Below are 20,096 nucleotides of genomic sequence, written 5' to 3' on the forward strand. Positions count from 1 at the left end.
CCCGGAGGGCACCGGCCGGTGCCAGGATGGACGGCGTGGGCTTTCTGATCCGGTTGGCGATCACCGCGATCGCGTTGTGGGTCACCACCCTGGTCGTACCCGGGGTGGAGGTGACCGGCCGGTCCGGGGCGAACACGGCGTTTACCCTGGTCGTCGTCGCGTTGATCTTCGGCGTGGTCAACGCCGTGCTCAAGCCGGTCATCCAGGTGGTCGGTTGCGTCTTCTACCTGCTGACCCTGGGACTGTTCGCGCTGGTGGTCAACGCGCTGCTGTTCCTGCTCACCGACTGGATCGCCGGGAAACTGGACCTGCCGTTCCGGGTGAACGGCTTCTGGGCGGCCTTCTGGGGGGCCATCGTGGTGGCGGTGGTGAGCTGGGTGATCAGCGTCGTCGTGCCGGACGCCCCGGATCGCCGGTGAGCCGCTGGTCCGGGCCGGTTGTGCCGGCGCAGGGCTGTTACGGGATACTTCCGGCGATGGACAGTGCGGTCCGGCGGACCAACGGAAGACAGCGGCCACCCGGCCGACAGCGGTAAGTAAGGAGCGTTTCGAGATGCCCATCGCTTCCCCAGAGGTCTACGCGGAGATGCTGGACCGCGCCAAGGCCGGCCGGTTCGCGTACCCCGCGATCAACGTCACCTCCTCGCAGACCCTGAACGCCGCCCTGAAGGGCTTCGCCGACGCGGAGAGCGACGGCATCATCCAGGTCTCCACCGGCGGTGCCGAGTACCTCTCCGGCCCGACCGTCAAGGACATGGTCACCGGCGCGGTGGCCTTCGCGGCGTACGCCCGCGAGGTGGCGAAGAACTACCCGGTCAACATCGCCCTGCACACCGACCACTGTCCCAAGGACAAGCTGGAGAAGTTCGTCCGCCCGCTGATGGCCATCTCCAAGGAGCGGGTCGCCCGGGGCGAGGACCCGCTGTACCAGTCGCACATGTGGGACGGCTCCGCCGTACCGGTCGCGGAGAACCTCCAGATCGCCGCCGAGCTGCTCGACCGGGCCGCCGAGGGCAAGATCGTGCTGGAGATCGAGGTCGGCGTGGTCGGTGGTGAGGAGGACGGCGTCGAGAACGCCATCAACGACAAGCTCTACACCACCACCGAGGACGGCCTGGCCATGGTCGAGGCGCTCGGCCTGGGCGAGAAGGGCCGCTACATGGCGGCGCTGACCTTCGGCAACGTGCACGGCGTCTACAAGCCGGGCAACGTCAAGCTCCGCCCGGAGATCCTCAACCAGATCCAGCAGGCGGTCGGCGCCAAGTACGGCAAGGACAAGCCGCTGAGCCTGGTCTTCCACGGCGGCTCCGGCTCGCTGCTGGAGGAGATCCGCGAGGCGCTTGACTACGGCGTGGTGAAGATGAACATCGACACCGACACCCAGTACGCCTTCACCCGCCCGGTCGCCGACCACATGCTGCGCAACTACGACGGCGTGCTCAAGGTCGACGGCGAGGTCGGCAACAAGAAGCAGTACGACCCGCGGGCCTGGGGCAAGCTCGCCGAGGCCGGCCTGGCCGCCCGGGTCGTCGAGGCCTGCGAGCACCTCCGCTCCACCGGCACCAAGCTCAAGTAACCCCGGTGTAAGGAAGGGCCCCCTGTTAACGCTTACGGTCGAGAAGGTCACCCCTCTCACCGCCACGTGTTAACAAGGGGCCCTTCCTTACGCACGAGGGTCAGTGGGTGAGGATCTGGACCGCCTCGTGGACGTCGTCGGTGAGGTGGATGCTCTTGGCCAGGTCACCGAAGGGGGAGCCGGCCAGCAGCGGGCGCAGCAGCGCCTCGACCGGCAGCTCGCGGGTCCAGTAGGCCCGGTCCAGGAAGACGTACGCGCCGCTGGCCCCGTCGGTGCCGTAGAACGTCTTCGTCGCCGCCTGGAAGACCTCCTGCACGGTTCCGGCCCGGCCCGGCGCGAAGACGATCCCGCCCCGGGCCAGCCGGAGAATGGTGTCCTCCCGGATCGCGTTGGAGAAGTACTTCGCGATCCGCCCGGCGAACAGGTTCGCCGGCTCGTGCCCGTACAACCAGGTGGGGATGGCCAGCCCACCGCTGCGGGCCCAGTCCACGTCGGCGACCGCGCGCTGGTGCGGCACCCCGCCACCGGCGACCCCGCCATCGCCGGTCCCACCAGCGCCGGCCCCGCCACCGGGCGCTGCCGGGGTCGGCGTTCCACCGCCGCTGGCCGTCGCGACCCCGGCGCCGCGGCCGTAGCGTTGGCGGACCGCGAGCGCCGCCGCCGTGTACCGGTCGTGGTCGGTGAAGTCGGGCGCCTCGGCGAGCAGGTCGATCGCGGCGGTCAGCTCCGCGGCCGGGTACGGGGCGAGGAACGCGCCGAGGTTCGCCGCCTCCATCACTCCTGGGCCGCCACCGGTGACGATCAGCCGGTCGGCCCGCGCCAGCTCCCAGCCCAGGGTGGCGGCCAGCCGGTACGGCACACTGCCGCGTGGCACCGCGTGCCCGCCCATGATCCCGACCACCGACTGGGGCCCGTGGGTGGCCAGCCAGGCCCGGGTGGCGTCGGCGAGGGCGTTGTCCACCCCGTGGTCGTGCAGCCGCTGCGCCAGCGCCTCCTTCACCTCCGGCAGCGCGCCCCCGTGAGCGCGGAAGTGTTGGTAGACGCGGGTGTCGTACATTCCGGCGAAGCCGTTGTCGGCGAACCCGGCGGCGAGTTCCTCCGGGGTGTAGAGGTGCGACGGCTGGGTCGGATAGGGCAGTCCGGAGAACGGCGGCACCACGTTCGCGCCGCGCCTGACCAGGTCCGCGCCGATGTCCCGGGAGGCGAACCGGCACCCGATGAAGAGGGTGCCGGTGACCTCGATCCCGCTGAGGTCGGGGATCGGGTCCAGGTCGAGGCGGAGACCCTGCACGGTCAGTCCGGTCAGGCTGCCGGTGGTGAGCCGCTGGTCGAACGCGGCCCGGGTCTCGATCTCGGCGGGGGCGGTGTGCGGCTCGATGACGTCCGCTGGCGGTGGGGTCGGCACCCGACCATCCTTTCCGACGGCTGCGGCGATCGCACCCGGCCGTCTCCTCCGACGGGTTCGGGTGATCCACACCCGGCTGCCTTCTCCGGACGGGGCAGCTACCGAAAGGCCGTCTCTGCGGGCGGAATCCGGCTGCCGGACACGGGCCGCAACGGCGGGAGCCCGGCGGTCAGACCGCCGGGCTCCCGTTGTTCCGGGTCCTGGGGAGGCTCCGGACCTACAGTTCTAGCCGACGTGCCAGGCCGGCGACACTGGTCACCAGGCGGTGTCGGGTCATCCGTTCAGGTAGTCGACCGAGGCCAACCCCCCTCGCGCAGCCGAGGGCGAAGCGGGTTGAATGGGGCGATGCAGAACCTGTTGCCGGAGCCACCGGCCACCCTTCTCCCCGAGAACGTCGAGGCTGACGCCGCCCTTGGCGCCGCCGAACAGTCCGGCGGCGAGGAGGCGTACGCCGAGGCCGCTGCCCGTTTTCCGACCCACAGCGCGGCCTGGGCGGCGCTGGCCACCCGGGCCCTCGACGCCGGCCAGGTCGTCGCGGCGTACGCGTACGCGCGCACCGGATACCACCGGGGTCTGGACCAGTTGCGCCGCAGCGGCTGGAAGGGGCACGGCCCGGTGCCCTGGTCGCACCGCCCCAACCGGGGATTCCTGCGCTGCCTGTACGTGTTGTCCCGGGCGGCCGGGGAGATCGGCGAGGCCGACGAGGCGGCCCGCTGCGCCCAGTTCCTCCGCGACTGCGACCCCGCTGCCGGAGACGCCCTCGCCGGCAGCTGATCCGGCCGATGGATCGAGCCGGTCCACCGTCCTGGACCGGCTCCGAGACGGCACCGTTTCGTGGAAGTAGTGGCCTCATGTGGGCCACTACTTCCACGAAGCGTGGAGTTCGCGAAGAAGACCTGCTCAGAGGCCCTCGGCGACCGAGGCAGCGATCTTCAGCCAGGCATCCCGGGTGGCGGCGGAGAGGCCGCCGTAGCGGATCGGCTCGCCGGAGTCGATCAGTCGCTCGTACGGGGCGAGCAGCACCGCCCGGGTACGCGCCGCGAAGTGCTGCTGGATCGCCGGTAGGTCGATCTCCTTGCGGGACGGTGGCATGGAGACGACCGTCACCGCCTGCCGGACCAGCCGCTGCCGCCCGCTCTGCTCCAGGTGGTCGAGCATCCGGGCGGCGGTCTCCGCCGAGTCGTTCCGCGCCGACATGGTGACCAGTAACTGGTCGGTGGCGTCCATGGCGGCCTGCCAGTTCTGGGCCCGGACGTTGTTACCGGTGTCGACGAAGATCAACTTGTAGAAGCGGCTGACCACGTCCCGGATCTCGGCGAACGCCGCCGCGGTGAGCATCTCGCCACCCGTGGCGGACTCGTCCGAGGCGAGCACGTCGAACATCCCCTCGCCCTGCGAGCGGACGTACTGCGACAGGTCACCGACCCGCCCGTGCGCCCCCTGGAACTGGCCCAGGTCGCGCAGCATGTCGCGCACCGTACGGGAGTGGAAGTCCTGCTGGGCCCGCATGCCGAGGGTGCCCTGGGTCTCGTTGTTGTCCCAGGCCAGCACGTACCCGCCGCGCTTCTGCCCGAAGGTCATCGCCAGCAGCAGGATGGCCACCGTCTTGCCGGCCCCACCCTTCGGGTTGACCACCGTCACCTGACGCAGCCCACCGAAGTTGCGGCGCACCATCTCGATGTCGCGCCGCAACTCCTGCTCGTGCCGCCCGGGTGGCAGCTTGACCAGGCCGGTCTTGTTGACCATCGCCCGGAAACCGGTGGCCGCCACCGGGTCCGGGGGGCGGAGCTGCCGCCGCCGGGCGAAGTCCTCCGCCGTGGGCGCGGCGGCCAACTCCGCGGACCAGGAATCCGGGTACGCCGCCGGCCCGGCTTGTGGCGTCCCCGGCTGCCCGGTGCCGTGCTGCCCGGTGCCGTGCTGCCACGGTGGCGGGTACCAGCCAGCCGGGTCCCGGGGTGACGGACCGGGCAACCCCGGTGACAGCTGACCGGGTGGTGGTCCCGGCTGCTGGGCCGCCGGATCGGATGGTGCTCCCGATTGCTGCGCTGACGGGTCGGATGGTGACCCGGGTTGCTGGGCCGCTGGTCCGGGCGGCGGCGCGGGTTGCTGGGCCGCTGGTCCGGGCGGCGGCGCGGGTTGCTGGGCCGCTGGTCCGGGCGGCGGCGCGGGTTGCTGGGCCGCTGGTCCGGGCGGCGGCGCGGGTTGCTGGGCCGGAGGGCCCGACCGGTACGGGGGCGGCAGCGGTCCGGGCGGGTTGAACGTCGGGTCCAGCGGCCCGGGTGGGTTGAATGTCGGCGGCAACGGTCCGAGCCGGGGCCGTGCCGGTTCGGCCGGGTGCGCGGAAGTGAGCGGGCCGGGCTCCGGCGGCACCGGTGCGGGTGGCACCGGTACCGGCGCCGGTTGCGACGGCACCGGCCCGACGCCCCTGGGCGCGTCCGGCACCGGCCCGTACCCGGCTGGTCCGGCGCCGGACTGGGCCGTCCCGGCGGTACCGACCTGAGCCTGTTCCGGCACGCTGGACTGGGCCTGTCCCGCCACGCCGGCTTGGGCCTGTCCCGTCACGCCGGCTTGGGGCTGTCCCGCGACGCCGGGTTGGGCTGGCTCGGCGACGCCGGCTTGGGGCTGTCCCGCTACGCCGGGCTGGGCTGGCTTGGCGACGCTGGGCTGGGTCGCCCTGGCGGTGTTGGACTGGGGCAGTCCGGCGGTGCCGGGCTGGTGGGGCGGTGCGGCACCGGTCGAGACCGGATCGGGGGCCGGTCCGCTGGTCCGCTGCGGGGGTTGTGCCCACGGTGACTCCGGCTGGGGCCGGACCCCGGTCGTCGGCGGGCGCTGGCCCGCCCTGCTCCGGTGTACCACCGGCTCGTCCAGGGTGAAGGGCGCGCTCAGGTCGACCGGAGCCGGCGGCGCACCGCGCTGCGCCGGCACCTGGTCACCCGATCCCGGATCCGGTGCCGACGCCGCACCCGATCGCGCACCCGATCCTGGATCCGGTGCCGACGCCGCACCCGATCCCGCACCCGATCCCGGATCCGGAGTCGGTGTCGCGGACGGGGATGAGGGCGGGTGCGGGGCAGGTGCGGCGTCCGGGGCCGGAGGCGAGGGCGTAGGTGGAGGCTGGTCGGTCACCTCCGGAACTGCCCGGTGGCGAGCTGTCGGAGCCGGGTCGGCGGCGGGCTCGCCGGGGCGGGCCGGGACCGGTGGACCCGGCGGGACCGGTACCCGTGGCGGGATCGGCGTCCAGCCACCCGTACCGTCGGGTGGGCCGGTCATCGCCCACGGTGCCGGCGTCGTCCCGGTTGCCGGCGGTGGTGGGTAGCTCAGTGACGGGTACGCGTTCGCGCCGGGCAACGGCTCGACCGGCGTAGGGCCCGGATCCGCCCAGGGCTTCCCGGGTACCGCCGGTGCGTCGGGCTCCGGTGGCCAGAGCGGCTCGATGTCTCGTTCCGGCACGGGGTGCTGCCCCGGGCCCCGGACCGGGTCGTTGTGGTCAGCCACGTTCCTCCCCCATTCCTCCTGCCGAGGATAGGCTCCCGCCCGCTGCCGGTCCTGCTGACGGCGGCCGATGTGGACCAACCCTGCCTCAGCTCGTCCAGACCGCCCAGGCGCCCGGCTCTGTCCACCAGGAACGTTTCCGGCTCAGCTCCCCCTCAACCCCGTCGTCGAGATAGGGCACCCGCTCGTCACGGGGGATCACCGCCACCGCCCGGCCACGGGCTCGTCGGACCTCCAACCGCACCCGCTTCCTGCCCAACGTCCGCCGGGTGACCACGGGAACGGCCACCGCCACCTCGACCACCCCGTCGGTCGGGTCGGGCGCGGCCAGCAGGGCCACGTCACCGAGGCGCGCGTACCCTCCGGAGTTGCCGACCGCGCAGGCCAGCAGGGGGTCGTCACCGGTGGACAGGACGACGTCGTCCACCTCCACCCGGCCCCGCCACGGTAGCGGCCGACCGGCGTCGTCGACCGCCCCCAGCAGCGCGCCGTCCAGGGTCACCGAACCGCCGTCGTTGCGCAGCAGGTCGAGCCGGCGGGCCGTCCCGTCGAGCGCGGCGGTGGCCACCGCCGCCGGGTCGCGTGGCAATCCGAGCTGCGCGGCAAGGTCACGGTGCGGGGTGCCCCGGGCCGGATCGAGCGGGAGTACGCCCACCGGTGGCAGGTCCGGCACCGTACGGTTGCCGGCCAGGTCGGCGGGGCGGCGACTGGGCGGTGGGGCGTACCGGCGGACCAGTCGGCGCAGCACGGCGCGCAACTGCGCGTCGCTGGCGGTGGCCACCACGAGCCTGGTCTTGCCGTCCGGGTCGGGCCAGGTGAGCCCGTCCGGTCGGGGCGGCCCGTCGAAGCGGGCGAGTACCGCGTCGATCTCGGCGTCCGAGCGGGCGGTGACGGTCTCCACCCGCGCCCCCCGGGCGGTGAGCGCGTCCGCGCAGGCCAACACCGGCACCCGCGGGGTGGCACAACGCTCGGCCGGCTGCTGCCCGGCGGCGGCGTCGGCGGTCGGGCCGGCGCAGCAGGCTCCGCCGGTGCCGCACCCGCCGGCAGCGTTGTGCTCCGCGTCGAGCGCGAGCAACACCACGTCGTACACGGTAGGGGCCTCCCGCTTCCCGCCACGACCCCTGCTGGCCGTGCCGTCACTACTTGTTAGCCTGGCACCCCGGGCTCGCCAACCGGTCGCCACCTGGCACCCGAGCCTTCTGGAGGCGGAGAAGATGCCAGCGATCGTGCTCATCGGCGCTCAGTGGGGCGACGAGGGCAAAGGCAAGGTTACCGACCTGCTGGGTGAGCGGGTCGACTACGTCGTGCGCTACTCCGGCGGCAACAACGCCGGGCACACCGTGATCACCCCCGACGGGCAGAAGTACGCCCTGCACCTGATGCCCTCCGGGGCGTTGTCGCCGAGCGCGATGATCGTCATCGGCAACGGTGTGGTGGTCGACCCGAAGGTGCTGCTGGAGGAGATCGACGGGCTCGCCGAACGCGGCGTGGACGTCTCCCGGCTGCGCATCTCCGGCGACGCGCACCTGATCATGCCGCACCACCGGGCGCTGGACCGGGTGGTCGAGCGTTACCTCGGCAGCTCCCGGATCGGCACCACCGGCCGGGGCATCGGCCCCGCGTACGGCGACAAGGTCGCCCGGATGGGCATCCGGCTGCAGGACCTGCTCGACCCGGGCATCCTGCGCAAGAAGCTGGAACTCGCGCTGCGCGAGAAGAACCAGATCATGTTCAAGGTCTACAACCGCAAGGCGATCGACGTGGACGCGACCGTCGAGGAGTACCTCGGCTACGCCGAGCGGCTGCGGCCGTACATCGCCGAGACCCGGGTGATGCTCTGGGACGCCCTGGACCGGGGCGACACGGTGCTGCTGGAGGGTGCCCAGGCCACCATGCTCGACATGGACCACGGCACGTACCCCTTCGTCACCTCGTCGAATCCGACGGCCGGTGGGGCGTGCGTGGGGGCGGGCATCCCGCCGACCGCGATCACCAAGGTCATCGCGGTGAGCAAGGCGTACACCACCCGGGTGGGTGCCGGCCCGTTCCCGACCGAGCTCTTCGACGACAACGGCCAGCACCTACGAAAGGTCGGCCACGAGTACGGCACCACGACCGGCCGGGAGCGCCGCTGTGGCTGGTTCGACGCCGTGGTCGCCCGGTACTCCTGCCGCCTGAACGGGGTCACCGACCTGGTGATCACGAAGCTGGACGTGCTGACCGGCCTGCCCAAGGTGCCGATCTGCGTCGGGTACGAGATCAACGGCGAGCGGTTCGACGACATGCCGATGACCCAGACCGACTTCCACCACGCCACGCCGATCTACGAGGAGCACGACGGCTGGTCGGAGGACATCACCAAGGCCCGTACCGAGGACGAGCTGCCCGAGAACGCGCGACGCTACATCGCCCGGATCGAGGAGATCACCGGTACCCGGGTGAGCGTGGTGGGCGTCGGCCCCGGCCGCGAGGAGAACGTGCTGCGCCATCCTCTGCTGCCCTGACGGGCGTGGCTCGGCGGCGCCGGGGCGATCAGTAGGATGCCTCATCGTGCGGGTACTTCTTGTGGGTGGCGGGGGGCGGGAGCATGCGCTCGCGCTCGGCCTCGCCGGTGATCCTTCCGTCGAGCGGCTGATCGCGGCCCCCGGCAACCCCGGCATCGCCGGTGTCGCCGAGTTGCGCCAGGTGGTCACGACCGATCCGGCCGCCGTTGCGGCGTTGGCCGTGGAGGTCGGCGCGGACCTGGTGGTGATCGGGCCGGAGGCGCCGCTGGTCGCCGGGGTCGCCGACGCGGTACGCGCCAAGGGCATCGCGGCCTTCGGCCCGAGCGCCGAGGCGGCCCGGCTGGAGGGTTCCAAGACCTTCGCCAAGGAGGTCATGACGGCCGCGGGTGTGCCCACCGCGCGCTCGTACACCTGCACCGACCCGGTCGGCACGGCCGCCGCGCTTGACGAGTTCGGCCCGCCGTACGTGGTGAAGAACGACGGGCTGGCCGCCGGCAAGGGCGTGGTGGTCACCGACGACCGGCAGGCCGCCCTCGCGCACGCGGCCGACTGCGGTCGGGTGGTGGTCGAGGAGTACCTCGCCGGCCCGGAGGTCTCCCTCTTCGTGGTCACCGACGGCGAGGCGGCTCTCCCGCTCCTGCCGGCCCAGGACTTCAAGCGGATCGGCGACGGCGACACCGGCCCGAACACCGGCGGCATGGGCGCGTACGCCCCGCTGCCCTGGGCGTCCGTCGACCTGGTCGACCAGGTGATGGCGGACACCGTGCACCCGACGTTGGCCGAGATGCGGCGTCGGGGCAACCCCTTCGTCGGGCTGCTCTACGTCGGCCTGGCCATCACCGCCCAGGGGCCTCGGGTGATCGAGTTCAACGCCCGCTTCGGTGATCCCGAGACCCAGGTGGTCCTGGCGCTGCTGGAGAGCCCGCTCGGTGGCCTGCTGCACGCCGCCGCCACCGGTAGCCTCGCCGACCACCCGCCGCTGCGGTGGCGGGACGGCTCGGCGGTGACCGTGGTGGTCGCCGCCGAGGGGTACCCGGGGACCCCGCGCACCGGCGACGCCATCACCGGTGCCGACGCCCCGGGGATCATCCACTCCGGCACCGCTCGCCGGGATCCCGACGGCCCGCTGCTCTCGACCGGGGGCCGGGTGCTCTGTGCCACGGCCACCGGCACCGACCTGGCCGCCGCGCGGGAGGCCGCGTACGCCCTGGTCGACGGGGTGGGGCTGGCCGGTTCCCAGCACCGTACCGACATCGCCCTGGCCGCGGCGCAGGGGCGCATCACGCTGCCCGGGTGATCGCGGGGAACATTTCGGCCCCCGCGTCGAGGACCAGGTGTCCGGAGGTGTCCGACCAGGATCGCAGCCAGGGAGTCGCACGGGGGCGGACCAGGGTCAGCGGCTCCGGCGGTCCGGGTACGCCGGCTGGGCGGGCCGCCCCGTGCCGCGCGCGCTGGACGACCGGCCGGCCCGAGGCGGCTGCGGCGAGCGCCGCCGGTCGTCGAGGTTCCAGTGGACCCGTTCGTACAGCGCGATCCCGGCGCAGACGGAGACGTTCAGCGACTCCGCGGCCGGGTTGATGGGGATCGACACCGAGTGGCTGGCGATGCTCTCGAAGGAACGTGACGTGCCGGTCTTCTCGCTGCCGAGCAGCAGGGCGAGCTGCTCGTCGGCGTAGCGCAGCTCGCCGACCGCGAGGTCGCCCTCGGTGTCGAAGGCGACCAGCGGGATGCCGGTGCGCCGGAAGTGGGCGATCGCGTCGGCGCGCGAGGCGAGCACGATCGGGAGCGAGAAGACGTAACCCCGGCTGGCCCGGACCAGGCGTCGATCCGCGATGGTGGTGAGGTCGCTGTCCACCAGCACGATGCCGGCGGCGCCGAGCGCGAAGGACGTCCGCACGATGGCGCCGATGTTGCCGACGATCTTCACGCCGTCCAGGACGATGATGTCGCCGGTCGTGCGGGCCAACTCGTCGAAGCTCCACGGCCTGGGGACCCGGGCGATGCCGAACGCCTTGGGTTTCTTGTCCGTCTTGAACAGGTCGTTCATGATCGGGGCCCCGACCAGGCGGACCGGAATGTCCCGCTGCCGGCAGGCGGCGAGGACCTCGTCCGGGAGCGGGCTGGTCTCCACCCCGTAGACCTCGGTGAACTCCAGCCCGGCGCGGATGCACTCCACGAGCGGCTCGGCATCCTCGATGAGCACGGTGCGGACGGCGGACCGCGAGTGCCTGGTGACGTCCATGATCCGCTGCACGGCCGGATCCGACCGTTCGGTGATGACGTCGAGGCTTACCACGAAATCGACCCTAACAGAATCGTGATCGACCCCCGTTCGTGGCCGACCGGCCCGGGGGACGCTCCGGACGGTCCGTTCGGCCCCTCGGCGAGGTTGACACCTCGTGTCACGATCATGGCTGAACCGGCTGGTCGTGGCGGCTGGTGCTGACCAGGGAGGGGACGCCGGTGGCCGGGTTCGTCGACGCGGTGCTCGCCTTCCCCACCGTCCTGTTCAGCTTCCTGTTGGTCGTCGTGGTCGGCTACTGGCTGCTGGTGCTCACCGGCGTGTTGGACATCGGTGAGGACGCCGACGCCGACGCCACCGGCGGGCTGCTCGCCTCGGTCGGCCTGGGCGGCCTGCCCAGCGTGATCGTCCTCTCCCTGCTGGTGGCGCTGGCCTGGTTCGGCAGTCTGGCCGGCGGGGTGCTGCTCGACCAGGCCGGCTTCACCGCCGCCACCCGGACCCTGCTGTCGGTGCTGGTGCTGCTGCTGGCCGCCGGGGTCGCCTGGCTGTTGACCCGACTGCTGGTGGTGCCGCTGCGGCGGCTCTTCCCGGCCGGCTCGGAGGCGAGCCGGCACTCCTTCGTGGGTCGGTTCTGTGTGATCCGTACCGGCCAGGTGACCCGGGACTTCGGGCAGGCCGAGGTGACCGCCGAGGACGGCTCGTCGGCGCTGGTCCAGGTCCGGCAGACCGGCACCGAGCAGCTGCGCGCCGGCAGCACGGCCGTGATCTACGAGTACGAACCCGACGGCGAGTTCTTCTGGGTCACCTCGACCGAGCTCGCCTGACCCGCCCCCCTTCCCGACTTCGAGCCCCTGGCACCGACCCCTCGAAAGGAGGATGCGCGGGACCCGCCGGCGTACGCCGGGCCCGGGCCGCCGCGTACTCACCCATGGATGTCCTCACCGCCGGTATCGGCGTACTCCTGGCAGTTTTGCTTCTGGTCGTTTTCGGGGTGGTGCTGCTGGTCAGCCGGCTGTTCCGCAAGGTGGAGCAGGGCAAGGCCCTGATCGTGTCGAAGGTGCGGCGGGTCGACGTCACCTTCACCGGCGCGGTGGTCATGCCGGTGCTGCACAAGGCCGAGATCATGGACATCTCGGTCAAGACCATCGACATCGAGCGGACCGGCCACGAGGGTCTGATCTGTCGGGACAACATCCGCGCCGACATCCGGATCACCTTCTTCGTCCGGGTCAACAAGACCACCGAGGACGTCATCAAGGTCGCCCAGGCCATCGGCACCGCCCGGGCCAGCGACCGGGAGACCCTGCAGGAGCTGTTCAACGCCAAGTTCTCCGAGGCGCTGAAGACCGTCGGCAAGCAGCTCGACTTCGTCGACCTCTACACCAAGCGCGACGAGTTCCGGGACCAGATCATCCGGGTCATCGGCACCGACCTCAACGGGTACAGCCTTGAGGACGCGGCGATCGACTTCCTTGAGCAGACCCCGATGTCGCAGCTCGACGCGGCCAACATCCTCGACGCCCAGGGCATCCGGAAGATCACCGAGCTGACCGCCCTGGAGCACGTCCGGACCAACGAGTTCCGGCGCAGCGAGGAGAAGGAGATCACCCGGCAGAACGTCGACGCCCGCGAGGCCATCCTGGAGCTGGAGCGCCGGCAGGCCGACGCCGAGGCCAAGCAGCGCCGGGAGATCGACACCATGCGGGCCCGCGAGGAGGCCGAAACCACCCGGGTACGGGCGGAGGAGCGGCTGCGGGCCGAGACGGCGAACATCCGTACCGACGAGCAGCTCGGCGTCCAGCACGAGAACCGGGCCCGGGAGATCGCCGTCGCGGAGAAGAACCGCGAGCGGGTCATCGCCATCGAGACCGAGCGGATCGAGAAGGACCGCATGTTGGAGGTGATCGGCCGGGACCGGGAGACCGAGCTGAGCACGATCGCCAAGAACAAGGAGGTCGAGGCGGAGAAGCGGTCGATCGCCGAGGTGATCCGGGAGCGGATCGCGGTGGAGAAGACCGTCGCCGAGCAGGAGGAGAACATCAAGCGCCTGCGGGTGGTCGAGGAGGCCGAGCGGACCCGCCAGGCGGTGATCATCCAGGCCGAGGCCGAGGCGCAGGAGGGCCTGGTCAAGGACATCAAGGCGGCCGAGGCGGCCGAGCAGGCGGCGAAGTTCAAGGCCCGCGAGGAACTGGTTCTGGCCGAGGCCCGGCAGCAGGCCGCGGAGCTGGACGCGCAGGCCCGGATCCGGCTGGCCGAGGGGCAGCAGGCCGAAGCCGCCGCCGCCGGCCTGGCCGAGGTGCAGGTACGCGAGCGCGGCGCGGAGGCGATCGAGCGGGTCGGTCGGGCCGAGGCCAGCGTGGAGCGGGAGAAGGCGCTGATCGTCGCCGAGGCGGTCCGCGAGAAGCTCAAGGGTGAGGCCGAGGGTCTGACCGAGAAGGCCGCGGCGATGGCCGCGCTTGACGACGCCACCCGCGAGCACGAGGAGTACCGCCTGCGGTTGGAGCTGGAGAAGGAGGTCCGGCTGGCCGGCCTGGACGCCCAGCGGCACGTCGCCGAGGCCCAGGCGAAACTGGTCTCCACCGGGCTGGAGAAGGCGAACATCGACATCGTCGGCGGGGACAGCGTCTTCTTCGACCGGCTGCTCAGCTCGATCTCGTTCGGCAAGAGCGTGGACGGCTTCGTCGCCCACTCCGACGTGGCCCGCAGCGTGGCCCAGCCGTGGCTGGACGGCAAGGCCAGCTTCACCGACGACCTCTCCCAGGTGCTCGGCTCGCTCAACACCGCCGACGTGCAGAACCTCACCCTCTCCGCGTTCCTGGCCCAGCAGATCAAGGCCGGCGGCGCCAACCAGGGCAAGCTGGAGGAGCTGCTGCGGGCCGCGAAGAAGCTCGGGCTGGACGGCACGCCGGTCGCCGCGCTGAGCGGGTCGCGGCAGCACGCCGGTGAGTGAGCCGGTGACCGGCGCGGCCGGTGCGGACTCCGGGCCTGTGCCCGGCGCCACCACCGCCGCGCCGGCCCCGGCGGCCGACGCCACCGGCCCGGCCGGTTCGGCCGGCCCGGACGGCCCGGCCGGGCTGGAGGCGGGCAGCTACGAGGTGCTCCGGCGGCGGCTCGCCGAGCAGGCAGGTGAGCTGGGCCGCCGGGCGGAGCAGCTCAACGCGCGACGCCTGGAGACCTTCGGCAGCACCGAGTTGCGGCTGACCAGCACCGAGCGGATCCGGACCGCGCACAACTGCGTACCCCGGGACATCGTCTCGGTGGGCGGGCTGATGCTCTTCGGGTACAACGTCTTCATCGGCCTCAAGCCGGAGACGACGGTGGACGACGTCTTCTCCCTGCACCGCTTCGAGCCGGACCCGGCCGGCGGCGGCTACCGGTTCGACGAGGTGGGCCGGACCGAACTGCCGGGGCTGCTGCGGGACCCCCGCTTCGAGCGGGACTTCAACGAGCTGTACCGGTACTACCGGCAGACCCGGCTGTTGCAGCTGCGCCGGGTCGAGGGTCGGTTGCTGGCGGTCTTCCAGACCGGCCCCCGGGTCGACGACGTCCGGGTGCTGCGCTGGGCCGTCGGCACCGACGGCACCGTCGAGTACCTGGACAGCCGGGGCGAACGGGACCACGTCTTCCCGCCCAGCCACGACTTCGAGTGGACCCCGACGGTCCGGGAGCACCACGTGCTCGGCCGGCACCCGCACATCTCCATCGAGGGGGAGGTGTTCGTCGAGACGGTCGGTGGTGACCTCACCGTCAAGGTGGAGGACAACACCGAGACCGGGGAGGGCATCTACCGCGAGCCGGTCGACGAGCCGTTGCAGAGCCTGGCCGACGCCGAGATCGGTTACGCCCGGGTGGGTCCGCTGATCCTGCTGCGGATCCGGCCGTACAAGGAGACCGAGTGGCGGCACCTGGTCTTCAACACGCTCACCCGGCAGGTGGCCCGGCTGGACGGGATCGGGGTGGCCTGCCAACGGCTGCCGGAGGACCACGGGATCATCTTCCCCGGCGGCTACCACCTGGCCACCGGTGAGACGCGGACCTTCGACACCGAGGTCGCCGACCTGGAGTTCGAGCGGGTGGTCCGCTCCACCAACGGCGAGGACGTGCTCTACGTCTTCCACGGCCGGGCGGAGGGCCGGTCGCTGCTGCTGCCGTACAACGCGATCCGCAAGGAGGTGGCGGCCCCGATCCCCTGCCACGGGTTCTCCCTCTTCGACGACGGCACGCTTGTGGTGTTCCGGGCGGTCTCCGAGGAGCCCACCCGGGTCCATCCGATGCAGGTCTGGCAGACCCCGTTCCTCTCCGACAGCTACGCCGCCGCCCAACCCGTGGGGACCGGGCCGCTGGAACGCGTGGGCAACGCCGACCTGGTCCGGGGCATCTCGGACTGCCTCTCGGTGGCGCGTACGGCCGGTGACACCGGGGCGGCGGCCGGGCTGCACGAGTCGCTGATCGCCGCCTGCACCCGGATCTTCGACCACTACCACTGGCTGGCCGACGAGGAGCTGGGCAACCTGGCCGCCCCGCTGGCCGAGGTACGGGCCACCGCCGGTCAGGTGCTCGACGAGTACGAGAAGGTCCGTGCGCTGACCGCGCAGGCGGCCCGGGAGCTGACCGCCACCGCCGAGCAGGTCGCCTCGTTGAGTCGCCGGGTCCGGGGCGAGGCGCCACTGAGCGCCGACGACTGGGTCCGCCAGCTCGCCGGGCTCCGGCAGGCCCAGGGGCACCTGGTGACCGTGGGCGAGCTGCACTACGTCGACCAGGAGCGGATCGCCGAGTTGGCCGCCCGGCTGGACGACGACCTGGCCTTCGCCGGCCGGCGGGCGGTGGACTTCCTCAGCCGCGACGACGCCTTCGAGGCGTACCGGTCGGAGGTGGCGCGGCTGGCCGAGCGGGCCGCCGCGATCGGCACGGTCGCCGAGGCGACCCCGGTCGGCGACGAGCTTGCCGAGCGGGCCGACGGGCTGCAGACCATCACCGAGGTGGTCGGTGGCCTCGACATCGCCGACGCGACGGTACGCACCCAGATCCTGGCGAGCATCGGCGAGGTGCTCGGCGGGGTCAACCGGGCCCGGGCGGCGCTGGACGGTCGCCGGCGCGAGCTGCGCCAGGCCGAGGGGCGGGCCGGCTTCGCCGCCGAGTTCGCCCTGCTCGGGCAGGCGGTGACCGGGGCGCTGGCGGCGGCGGACACCCCGGAACGCTGCGACGAGCAGCTCGGCCGGCTGCTGTTGCAGGTGGAGACGCTGGAGGCGCGGTTCGGGGAGTTCGACGACTTCCTGGACGAGTTGACCACCCGCCGGGCCGACATCTACGAGGCGTTCTCCTCGCGCAAGCAGGCCCTGCTCGACGACCGGGCCCGCCGGGCGGACCGGATGGTCTCCTCGGCCGAGCGGATCCTGGTGAGCGTGCAGCGCCGGGTCGGCACCCTGGGCACCCTGGACGAGATCAACACCTACTTCGCCTCGGACGCGATGGTGGGTCGACTGCGGTCGGTCGTCGACGAGCTGCGTACCCTCGGCGATCCGGTCCGGGCCGAGGAGCTGGACGGCCGGATCCGGGCCGCCCGCCAGGAGGCCGGGCGCGGCCTGCGGGACCGGCTGGACCTGTACGCCGACGGCGGGGAGACGATCCGGCTGGGGCGGCACCGGTTCGCGGTCAACACCCAGGCGATCGACGTGACCGTGGTGCCGCACGACGGACGGATGGCCATCGCGGTCACCGGCACCGACTACCGGGCCCCGGTCGTCGACGAGCAGTTCCAGTCCACCCGCCGGTTCTGGGACCAGCTCCTGGTCTCCGAGTCCCCGCAGGTGTACCGGGCGGAGTACCTGGCCACCTCGATCCTGGCCGACGCCGAGGCCGGCCGGGGCACCCTGCGGCTGGACGCCCTCCAGGCCGCGGCCCTCGACCCGGACCAGCTCCGCGAGCTGGTCCGGACCGTCGCCGAGACCCGCTACGACGAGGGGTACGAGCGCGGCGTGCACGACCACGACGCGGCGACCATCCTGGGTACGCTGCTGCGCCTGCACGCCGCGGCCGGGCTGCTGCGGCACCCGCCCGCCGCCCGGGCCGCCGCCCAGCTCTTCTGGCGCTTCGGCAGCACCGAGCCGGCCCGACTGGCCTGGTCGGCACGGGCGGTCTCGCTGGCCCGGGCGCGGGCCCGGTTCGGCCGGCCCCCGCTCGACTCCGGCCAGGGGGACGCCATCGACCGGTGGCACACCGAGCTGGCCGCCGCGATCGGCACGTTCCTCGGCGAGCGCGGCCTGACCGGGCCGGCCGCCGAGGCCGACCTGGCCGGGGCGTACCTCTTCGAGGAGGTGGCCCAGACACCTGTCGGCTTCGTCACCGGGGCCGGCGCGCGTACCCTGCTCGACCGGTTCCGGCGGGCCCTCGGCGGCCGGCAGTCCCGGTCCAGCCGGGAGTTCGACGACGACCTGCGGGCCGTCGGCGACGACCTGGCCAGCCGGTACCAGCTGGTCGAGGCGTGGCTGACCGCGTTCCTGGCCACCGACGACGGACAGCTCTCCGGCTACGACCTGCCGGAGGCGGTCGCGGTCGAACTGTGCGGCCCGGACCTGCCCCGGCGGGAGACCGGGGCGGCGCTGGCCGGTACGGTCGACGGACTGCTCGGCACCCACCCCCGGCTCAGCGGGGGACGGCTGGAGCTGCGGCTCGACGAGACGCTGGCCCGGGTCGGCCGGTTCCGCACCGAGCAGGTCCCGGCGTACCGGGACTTCCAGCACCGCCGCAACGAGCTGGTGGCCGCCGAGCGGGACCGGTTGCGGCTCACCGAGTTCCAGCCGAAGGTGATGAGCGCGTTCGTCCGCAACCGGTTGCTGGACGAGGTCTACCTGCCGCTGATCGGCGACAACCTGGCCCGGCAGCTCGGGGCCACCGGGGAGAACAAGCGGGTCGACCAGATGGGCCTGCTGCTGCTGATCTCCCCGCCGGGCTACGGCAAGACCACCCTGATGGAGTACGTCGCCAGCCGGCTCGGCCTGGTCTTCGTCAAGGTCAACGGGCCGGCCCTGGGCTCGCAGGTCACCTCCCTGGACCCGGCCGAGGCACCCGACGCCACCGCCCGGCAGGAGGTGGAGAAGATCTCCTTCGCCCTGGAGATGGGCAACAACGTCCTGCTCTACCTGGACGACATCCAGCACACCTCACCGGAGCTGCTGCAGAAGTTCATCCCGCTCTGCGACGCCCAGCGCCGGATGGAGGGCGTCTGGGAGGGCCGGACCCGCACCTACGACCTGCGCGGGAAGCGGTTCGCGGTGTGCATGGCCGGTAACCCGTACACCGAGTCGGGCAAGCGGTTCCGGGTGCCGGACATGCTGGCCAACCGGGCCGACGTGTGGAACCTCGGTGACGTGCTCTCCGGCCGGGAGGAGGCGTTCGCGTTGAGCTACATCGAGAACGCACTGACCGCCAACACGGTGCTCGCGCCGCTGTCCACCCGGGACCGTGGCGACCTGGAGCTGCTGGTCCGGCTGGCGAGGGGCGACGACTCGGTCCGCCCGGACCAGCTCAGCCACCCGTACTCCGGGGTCGAACTGGAGCAGATCGTCTCGGTGCTGCGCAAGCTGCTGCACGTACAGCGGGTGGTGTTGACCAACAACCAGGCGTACATCGCCTCGGCGGCGCAGGCCGACGCGTCGCGTACCGAGCCGCCGTTCCAGTTGCAGGGGTCGTACCGCAACATGAACAAGCTGGCCGAGAAGGTCGTCCCGGTGCTCAACGACGCGGAGCTGGAGGCCGTGATCGACGACCACTACGTCGGCGAGGCGCAGACCCTGGCCGCCGGGGCGGAGGCCAACCTGCTCAAGCTCGCCGAGCTGCGCGGTCGGCTCAGCCCGGAACAGGCCCGCCGCTGGGCCGAGGTGAAGGCCGGCTTCCTGCGCGCCCGCGCCCTCGGTGGGGCCGGCGACGACCCGCTGGACCGCGCGGTCGGGGCGCTGGGCCTGCTCGCCGACCGGGTCGGCGGGGTGGAGGCCGCCATCGGCCGCGCCACCAGCCACCCCTGACCCTGCCAAGCCCCCGCCTCCACTCGCCCGGCCACCACCGCCAGTCCCTGGATGTGGTGGCCGGTAGGGCGACCGCCCGCGACTGGTTCGTGGATGTGGTGGTCGGTAGGGCGACCGCCCGCGACTGGTTCGTGGATGTGGTGGTCGGTGGGGCGGCCGCAGGCCACTTGTTCCTGGATGTTGCGGTTGCCGGTCGGCCCGGTGGGGTGCGGTGGGGGCTCGGCGGGGGTCAGGCCTTGGGGATGTCGAACAGGTTGGCGATGTTGGCGGCCAGGCCCAGGTCACCCTTGGCCTTCAGCTTGCCCGTCATGAACATCATCACCGGGTTGGCCGCTCCGGAAACGATCTTGAGGAACTCGACCGGACCCATCGTGAGGCTGAGCTTCGGCTCGTGCTGCGGGGTCTCGTTGACGGTGCAGGTGCCGTCGGCGATGACCACCTCGTAGGAGTCCGTGCCGCCGTCGGGACGGCCACCGATGTTCCAGTGGATCACCGCGTTGGTGTTGCCGGCCTTCTCCGGGCGGAAGATGGTCGGCATCCGTCCGAAGACCTCGCCGAGCACCCTGCCCCGCATCGGGCCCGACATCACCTCGGCGATCTTGGCGTCCGGGGTGGACTTGACCAGCTTGGCGAACTCCTTCGGGCCGTAGTTGGCGAAGGTGGCCGGGTCGAACTCAGTCATGGTGGATGTGCCCTCTCGCGCGCCGTCCGGTCTCGGTTACTCCGGCGTAAACCTACGCACGAGTAGATACCCCCCGCAACCGCTCCCCCCGTGTAAGGAAGGGCCCCCTGTTAACGCATTCTGTATAGGAAGGGCCCCTTCCAAACAGGCATTGGGTGGAACTGTCGGTGGGACG

The 20,096-nt window shown here is 72.2% G+C and carries 13 protein-coding genes; 8 read left to right on the forward strand and 5 right to left on the reverse strand.

Going from position 1 to position 20,096, the window contains the following annotated elements; translation table 11 throughout:
* The first annotated feature begins 26 nt into the window (after nucleotides 1-26).
* Together ACN28G_RS26965 and fbaA are read left to right on the forward strand one after the other, a co-directional pair.
* Nucleotides 27-419 carry a phage holin family protein gene (locus ACN28G_RS26965; protein WP_421480620.1) on the forward strand — a complete coding sequence of 131 codons (393 nt, stop codon included), beginning with the start codon at nucleotides 27-29 and terminating at the stop codon, nucleotides 417-419.
* Between the two features lie 133 nt (nucleotides 420-552).
* Entirely contained in the window at nucleotides 553-1,575 is a 1,023-nt protein-coding gene (gene fbaA, locus ACN28G_RS26970) for a class II fructose-bisphosphate aldolase (RefSeq protein ID WP_091432932.1), read from the forward strand.
* Nucleotides 1,576-1,675: 100 nt separating this feature from the next.
* Here the strand turns inward: fbaA and ACN28G_RS26975 are convergent, their stop codons facing one another.
* Nucleotides 1,676-2,980 (reverse strand): LOG family protein, encoded by a 1,305-nt coding sequence (locus tag ACN28G_RS26975; protein WP_175440404.1) that lies wholly within the window; start codon nucleotides 2,978-2,980, stop codon nucleotides 1,676-1,678.
* A gap of 345 nt (nucleotides 2,981-3,325) precedes the next feature.
* Between ACN28G_RS26975 and ACN28G_RS26980 the strand changes: the two genes are divergently transcribed.
* A complete protein-coding gene (locus ACN28G_RS26980) occupies nucleotides 3,326-3,754 on the forward strand; it encodes a DUF3151 domain-containing protein (protein ID WP_091432935.1) in 429 nt (142 codons plus the stop codon).
* A 126-nt stretch (nucleotides 3,755-3,880) separates the two neighbouring features.
* Here ACN28G_RS26980 and ACN28G_RS26985 read toward each other — a convergent pair whose 3' ends face one another.
* Entirely contained in the window at nucleotides 3,881-6,106 is a 2,226-nt protein-coding gene (locus tag ACN28G_RS26985; protein WP_421480984.1) for a chromosome partitioning protein, read from the reverse strand.
* 454 nt (nucleotides 6,107-6,560) lie between these two features.
* Nucleotides 6,561-7,562 (reverse strand): hypothetical protein, encoded by a 1,002-nt coding sequence (locus ACN28G_RS26990; protein ID WP_421480621.1) that lies wholly within the window; start codon nucleotides 7,560-7,562, stop codon nucleotides 6,561-6,563.
* 124 nt (nucleotides 7,563-7,686) lie between these two features.
* Between ACN28G_RS26990 and ACN28G_RS26995 the strand changes: the two genes are divergently transcribed.
* Both ACN28G_RS26995 and purD read left to right on the forward strand, forming a co-directional pair.
* Complete coding sequence (locus ACN28G_RS26995; RefSeq protein WP_091432945.1) at nucleotides 7,687-8,976, forward strand: adenylosuccinate synthase; 1,290 nt, start codon at nucleotides 7,687-7,689, stop codon at nucleotides 8,974-8,976.
* Nucleotides 8,977-9,022: 46 nt separating this feature from the next.
* Complete coding sequence (gene purD, locus ACN28G_RS27000; RefSeq protein WP_421480622.1) at nucleotides 9,023-10,273, forward strand: phosphoribosylamine--glycine ligase; 1,251 nt, start codon at nucleotides 9,023-9,025, stop codon at nucleotides 10,271-10,273.
* 96 nt (nucleotides 10,274-10,369) lie between these two features.
* On the opposite strand, the gene nshR is transcribed toward purD, so the two are convergent.
* A complete protein-coding gene (nshR, locus tag ACN28G_RS27005; RefSeq protein ID WP_091432954.1) occupies nucleotides 10,370-11,272 on the reverse strand; it encodes an NshR/TsnR family 23S rRNA methyltransferase in 903 nt (300 codons plus the stop codon).
* A gap of 143 nt (nucleotides 11,273-11,415) precedes the next feature.
* Here nshR and ACN28G_RS27010 point away from each other — a divergent pair, with 143 nt between their 5' ends.
* The 3 genes from ACN28G_RS27010 to ACN28G_RS27020 all read left to right on the forward strand — a co-directional run bounded on the left by ACN28G_RS27010 (nucleotide 11,416) and on the right by ACN28G_RS27020 (nucleotide 19,239).
* Nucleotides 11,416-12,042, forward strand: a complete 627-nt coding sequence (locus tag ACN28G_RS27010; protein WP_421480623.1) for a hypothetical protein — start codon at nucleotides 11,416-11,418, stop codon at nucleotides 12,040-12,042.
* Nucleotides 12,043-12,188: 146 nt separating this feature from the next.
* Nucleotides 12,189-14,168, forward strand: a complete 1,980-nt coding sequence (locus ACN28G_RS27015; protein ID WP_421480624.1) for an SPFH domain-containing protein — start codon at nucleotides 12,189-12,191, stop codon at nucleotides 14,166-14,168.
* A complete protein-coding gene (locus ACN28G_RS27020; RefSeq protein WP_421480625.1) occupies nucleotides 14,161-19,239 on the forward strand; it encodes a DNA repair ATPase in 5,079 nt (1,692 codons plus the stop codon). The genes ACN28G_RS27015 and ACN28G_RS27020 overlap by 8 nt, the downstream gene beginning before the upstream one ends.
* Nucleotides 19,240-19,468: 229 nt before the next feature.
* Here ACN28G_RS27020 and ACN28G_RS27025 read toward each other — a convergent pair whose 3' ends face one another.
* Complete coding sequence (locus tag ACN28G_RS27025; protein ID WP_091432959.1) at nucleotides 19,469-19,921, reverse strand: SCP2 sterol-binding domain-containing protein; 453 nt, start codon at nucleotides 19,919-19,921, stop codon at nucleotides 19,469-19,471.
* Nucleotides 19,922-20,096: the final 175 nt, after the last annotated feature.

Origin of the sequence: Micromonospora sp. WMMA1923 (assembly GCF_049179195.1) — a bacterium.
Taxonomy (GTDB): Bacteria; Actinomycetota; Actinomycetes; order Mycobacteriales; family Micromonosporaceae; genus Micromonospora; species Micromonospora yangpuensis.

Bases quoted from the DNA above. Each gene is read 5' to 3' on its own strand.
- ACN28G_RS26965 (WP_421480620.1), top strand. From the start codon at position 27: ATGGACGGCGTGGGCTTTCTGATCCGGTTGGCGATCACCGCGATCGCG.
- fbaA (WP_091432932.1), top strand. From the start codon at position 553: ATGCCCATCGCTTCCCCAGAGGTCTACGCGGAGATGCTGGACCGCGCC.
- ACN28G_RS26980 (WP_091432935.1), top strand. From the start codon at position 3,326: ATGCAGAACCTGTTGCCGGAGCCACCGGCCACCCTTCTCCCCGAGAAC.
- ACN28G_RS26995 (WP_091432945.1), top strand. From the start codon at position 7,687: ATGCCAGCGATCGTGCTCATCGGCGCTCAGTGGGGCGACGAGGGCAAA.
- ACN28G_RS27025 (WP_091432959.1), bottom strand. From the start codon at position 19,921: ATGACTGAGTTCGACCCGGCCACCTTCGCCAACTACGGCCCGAAGGAG.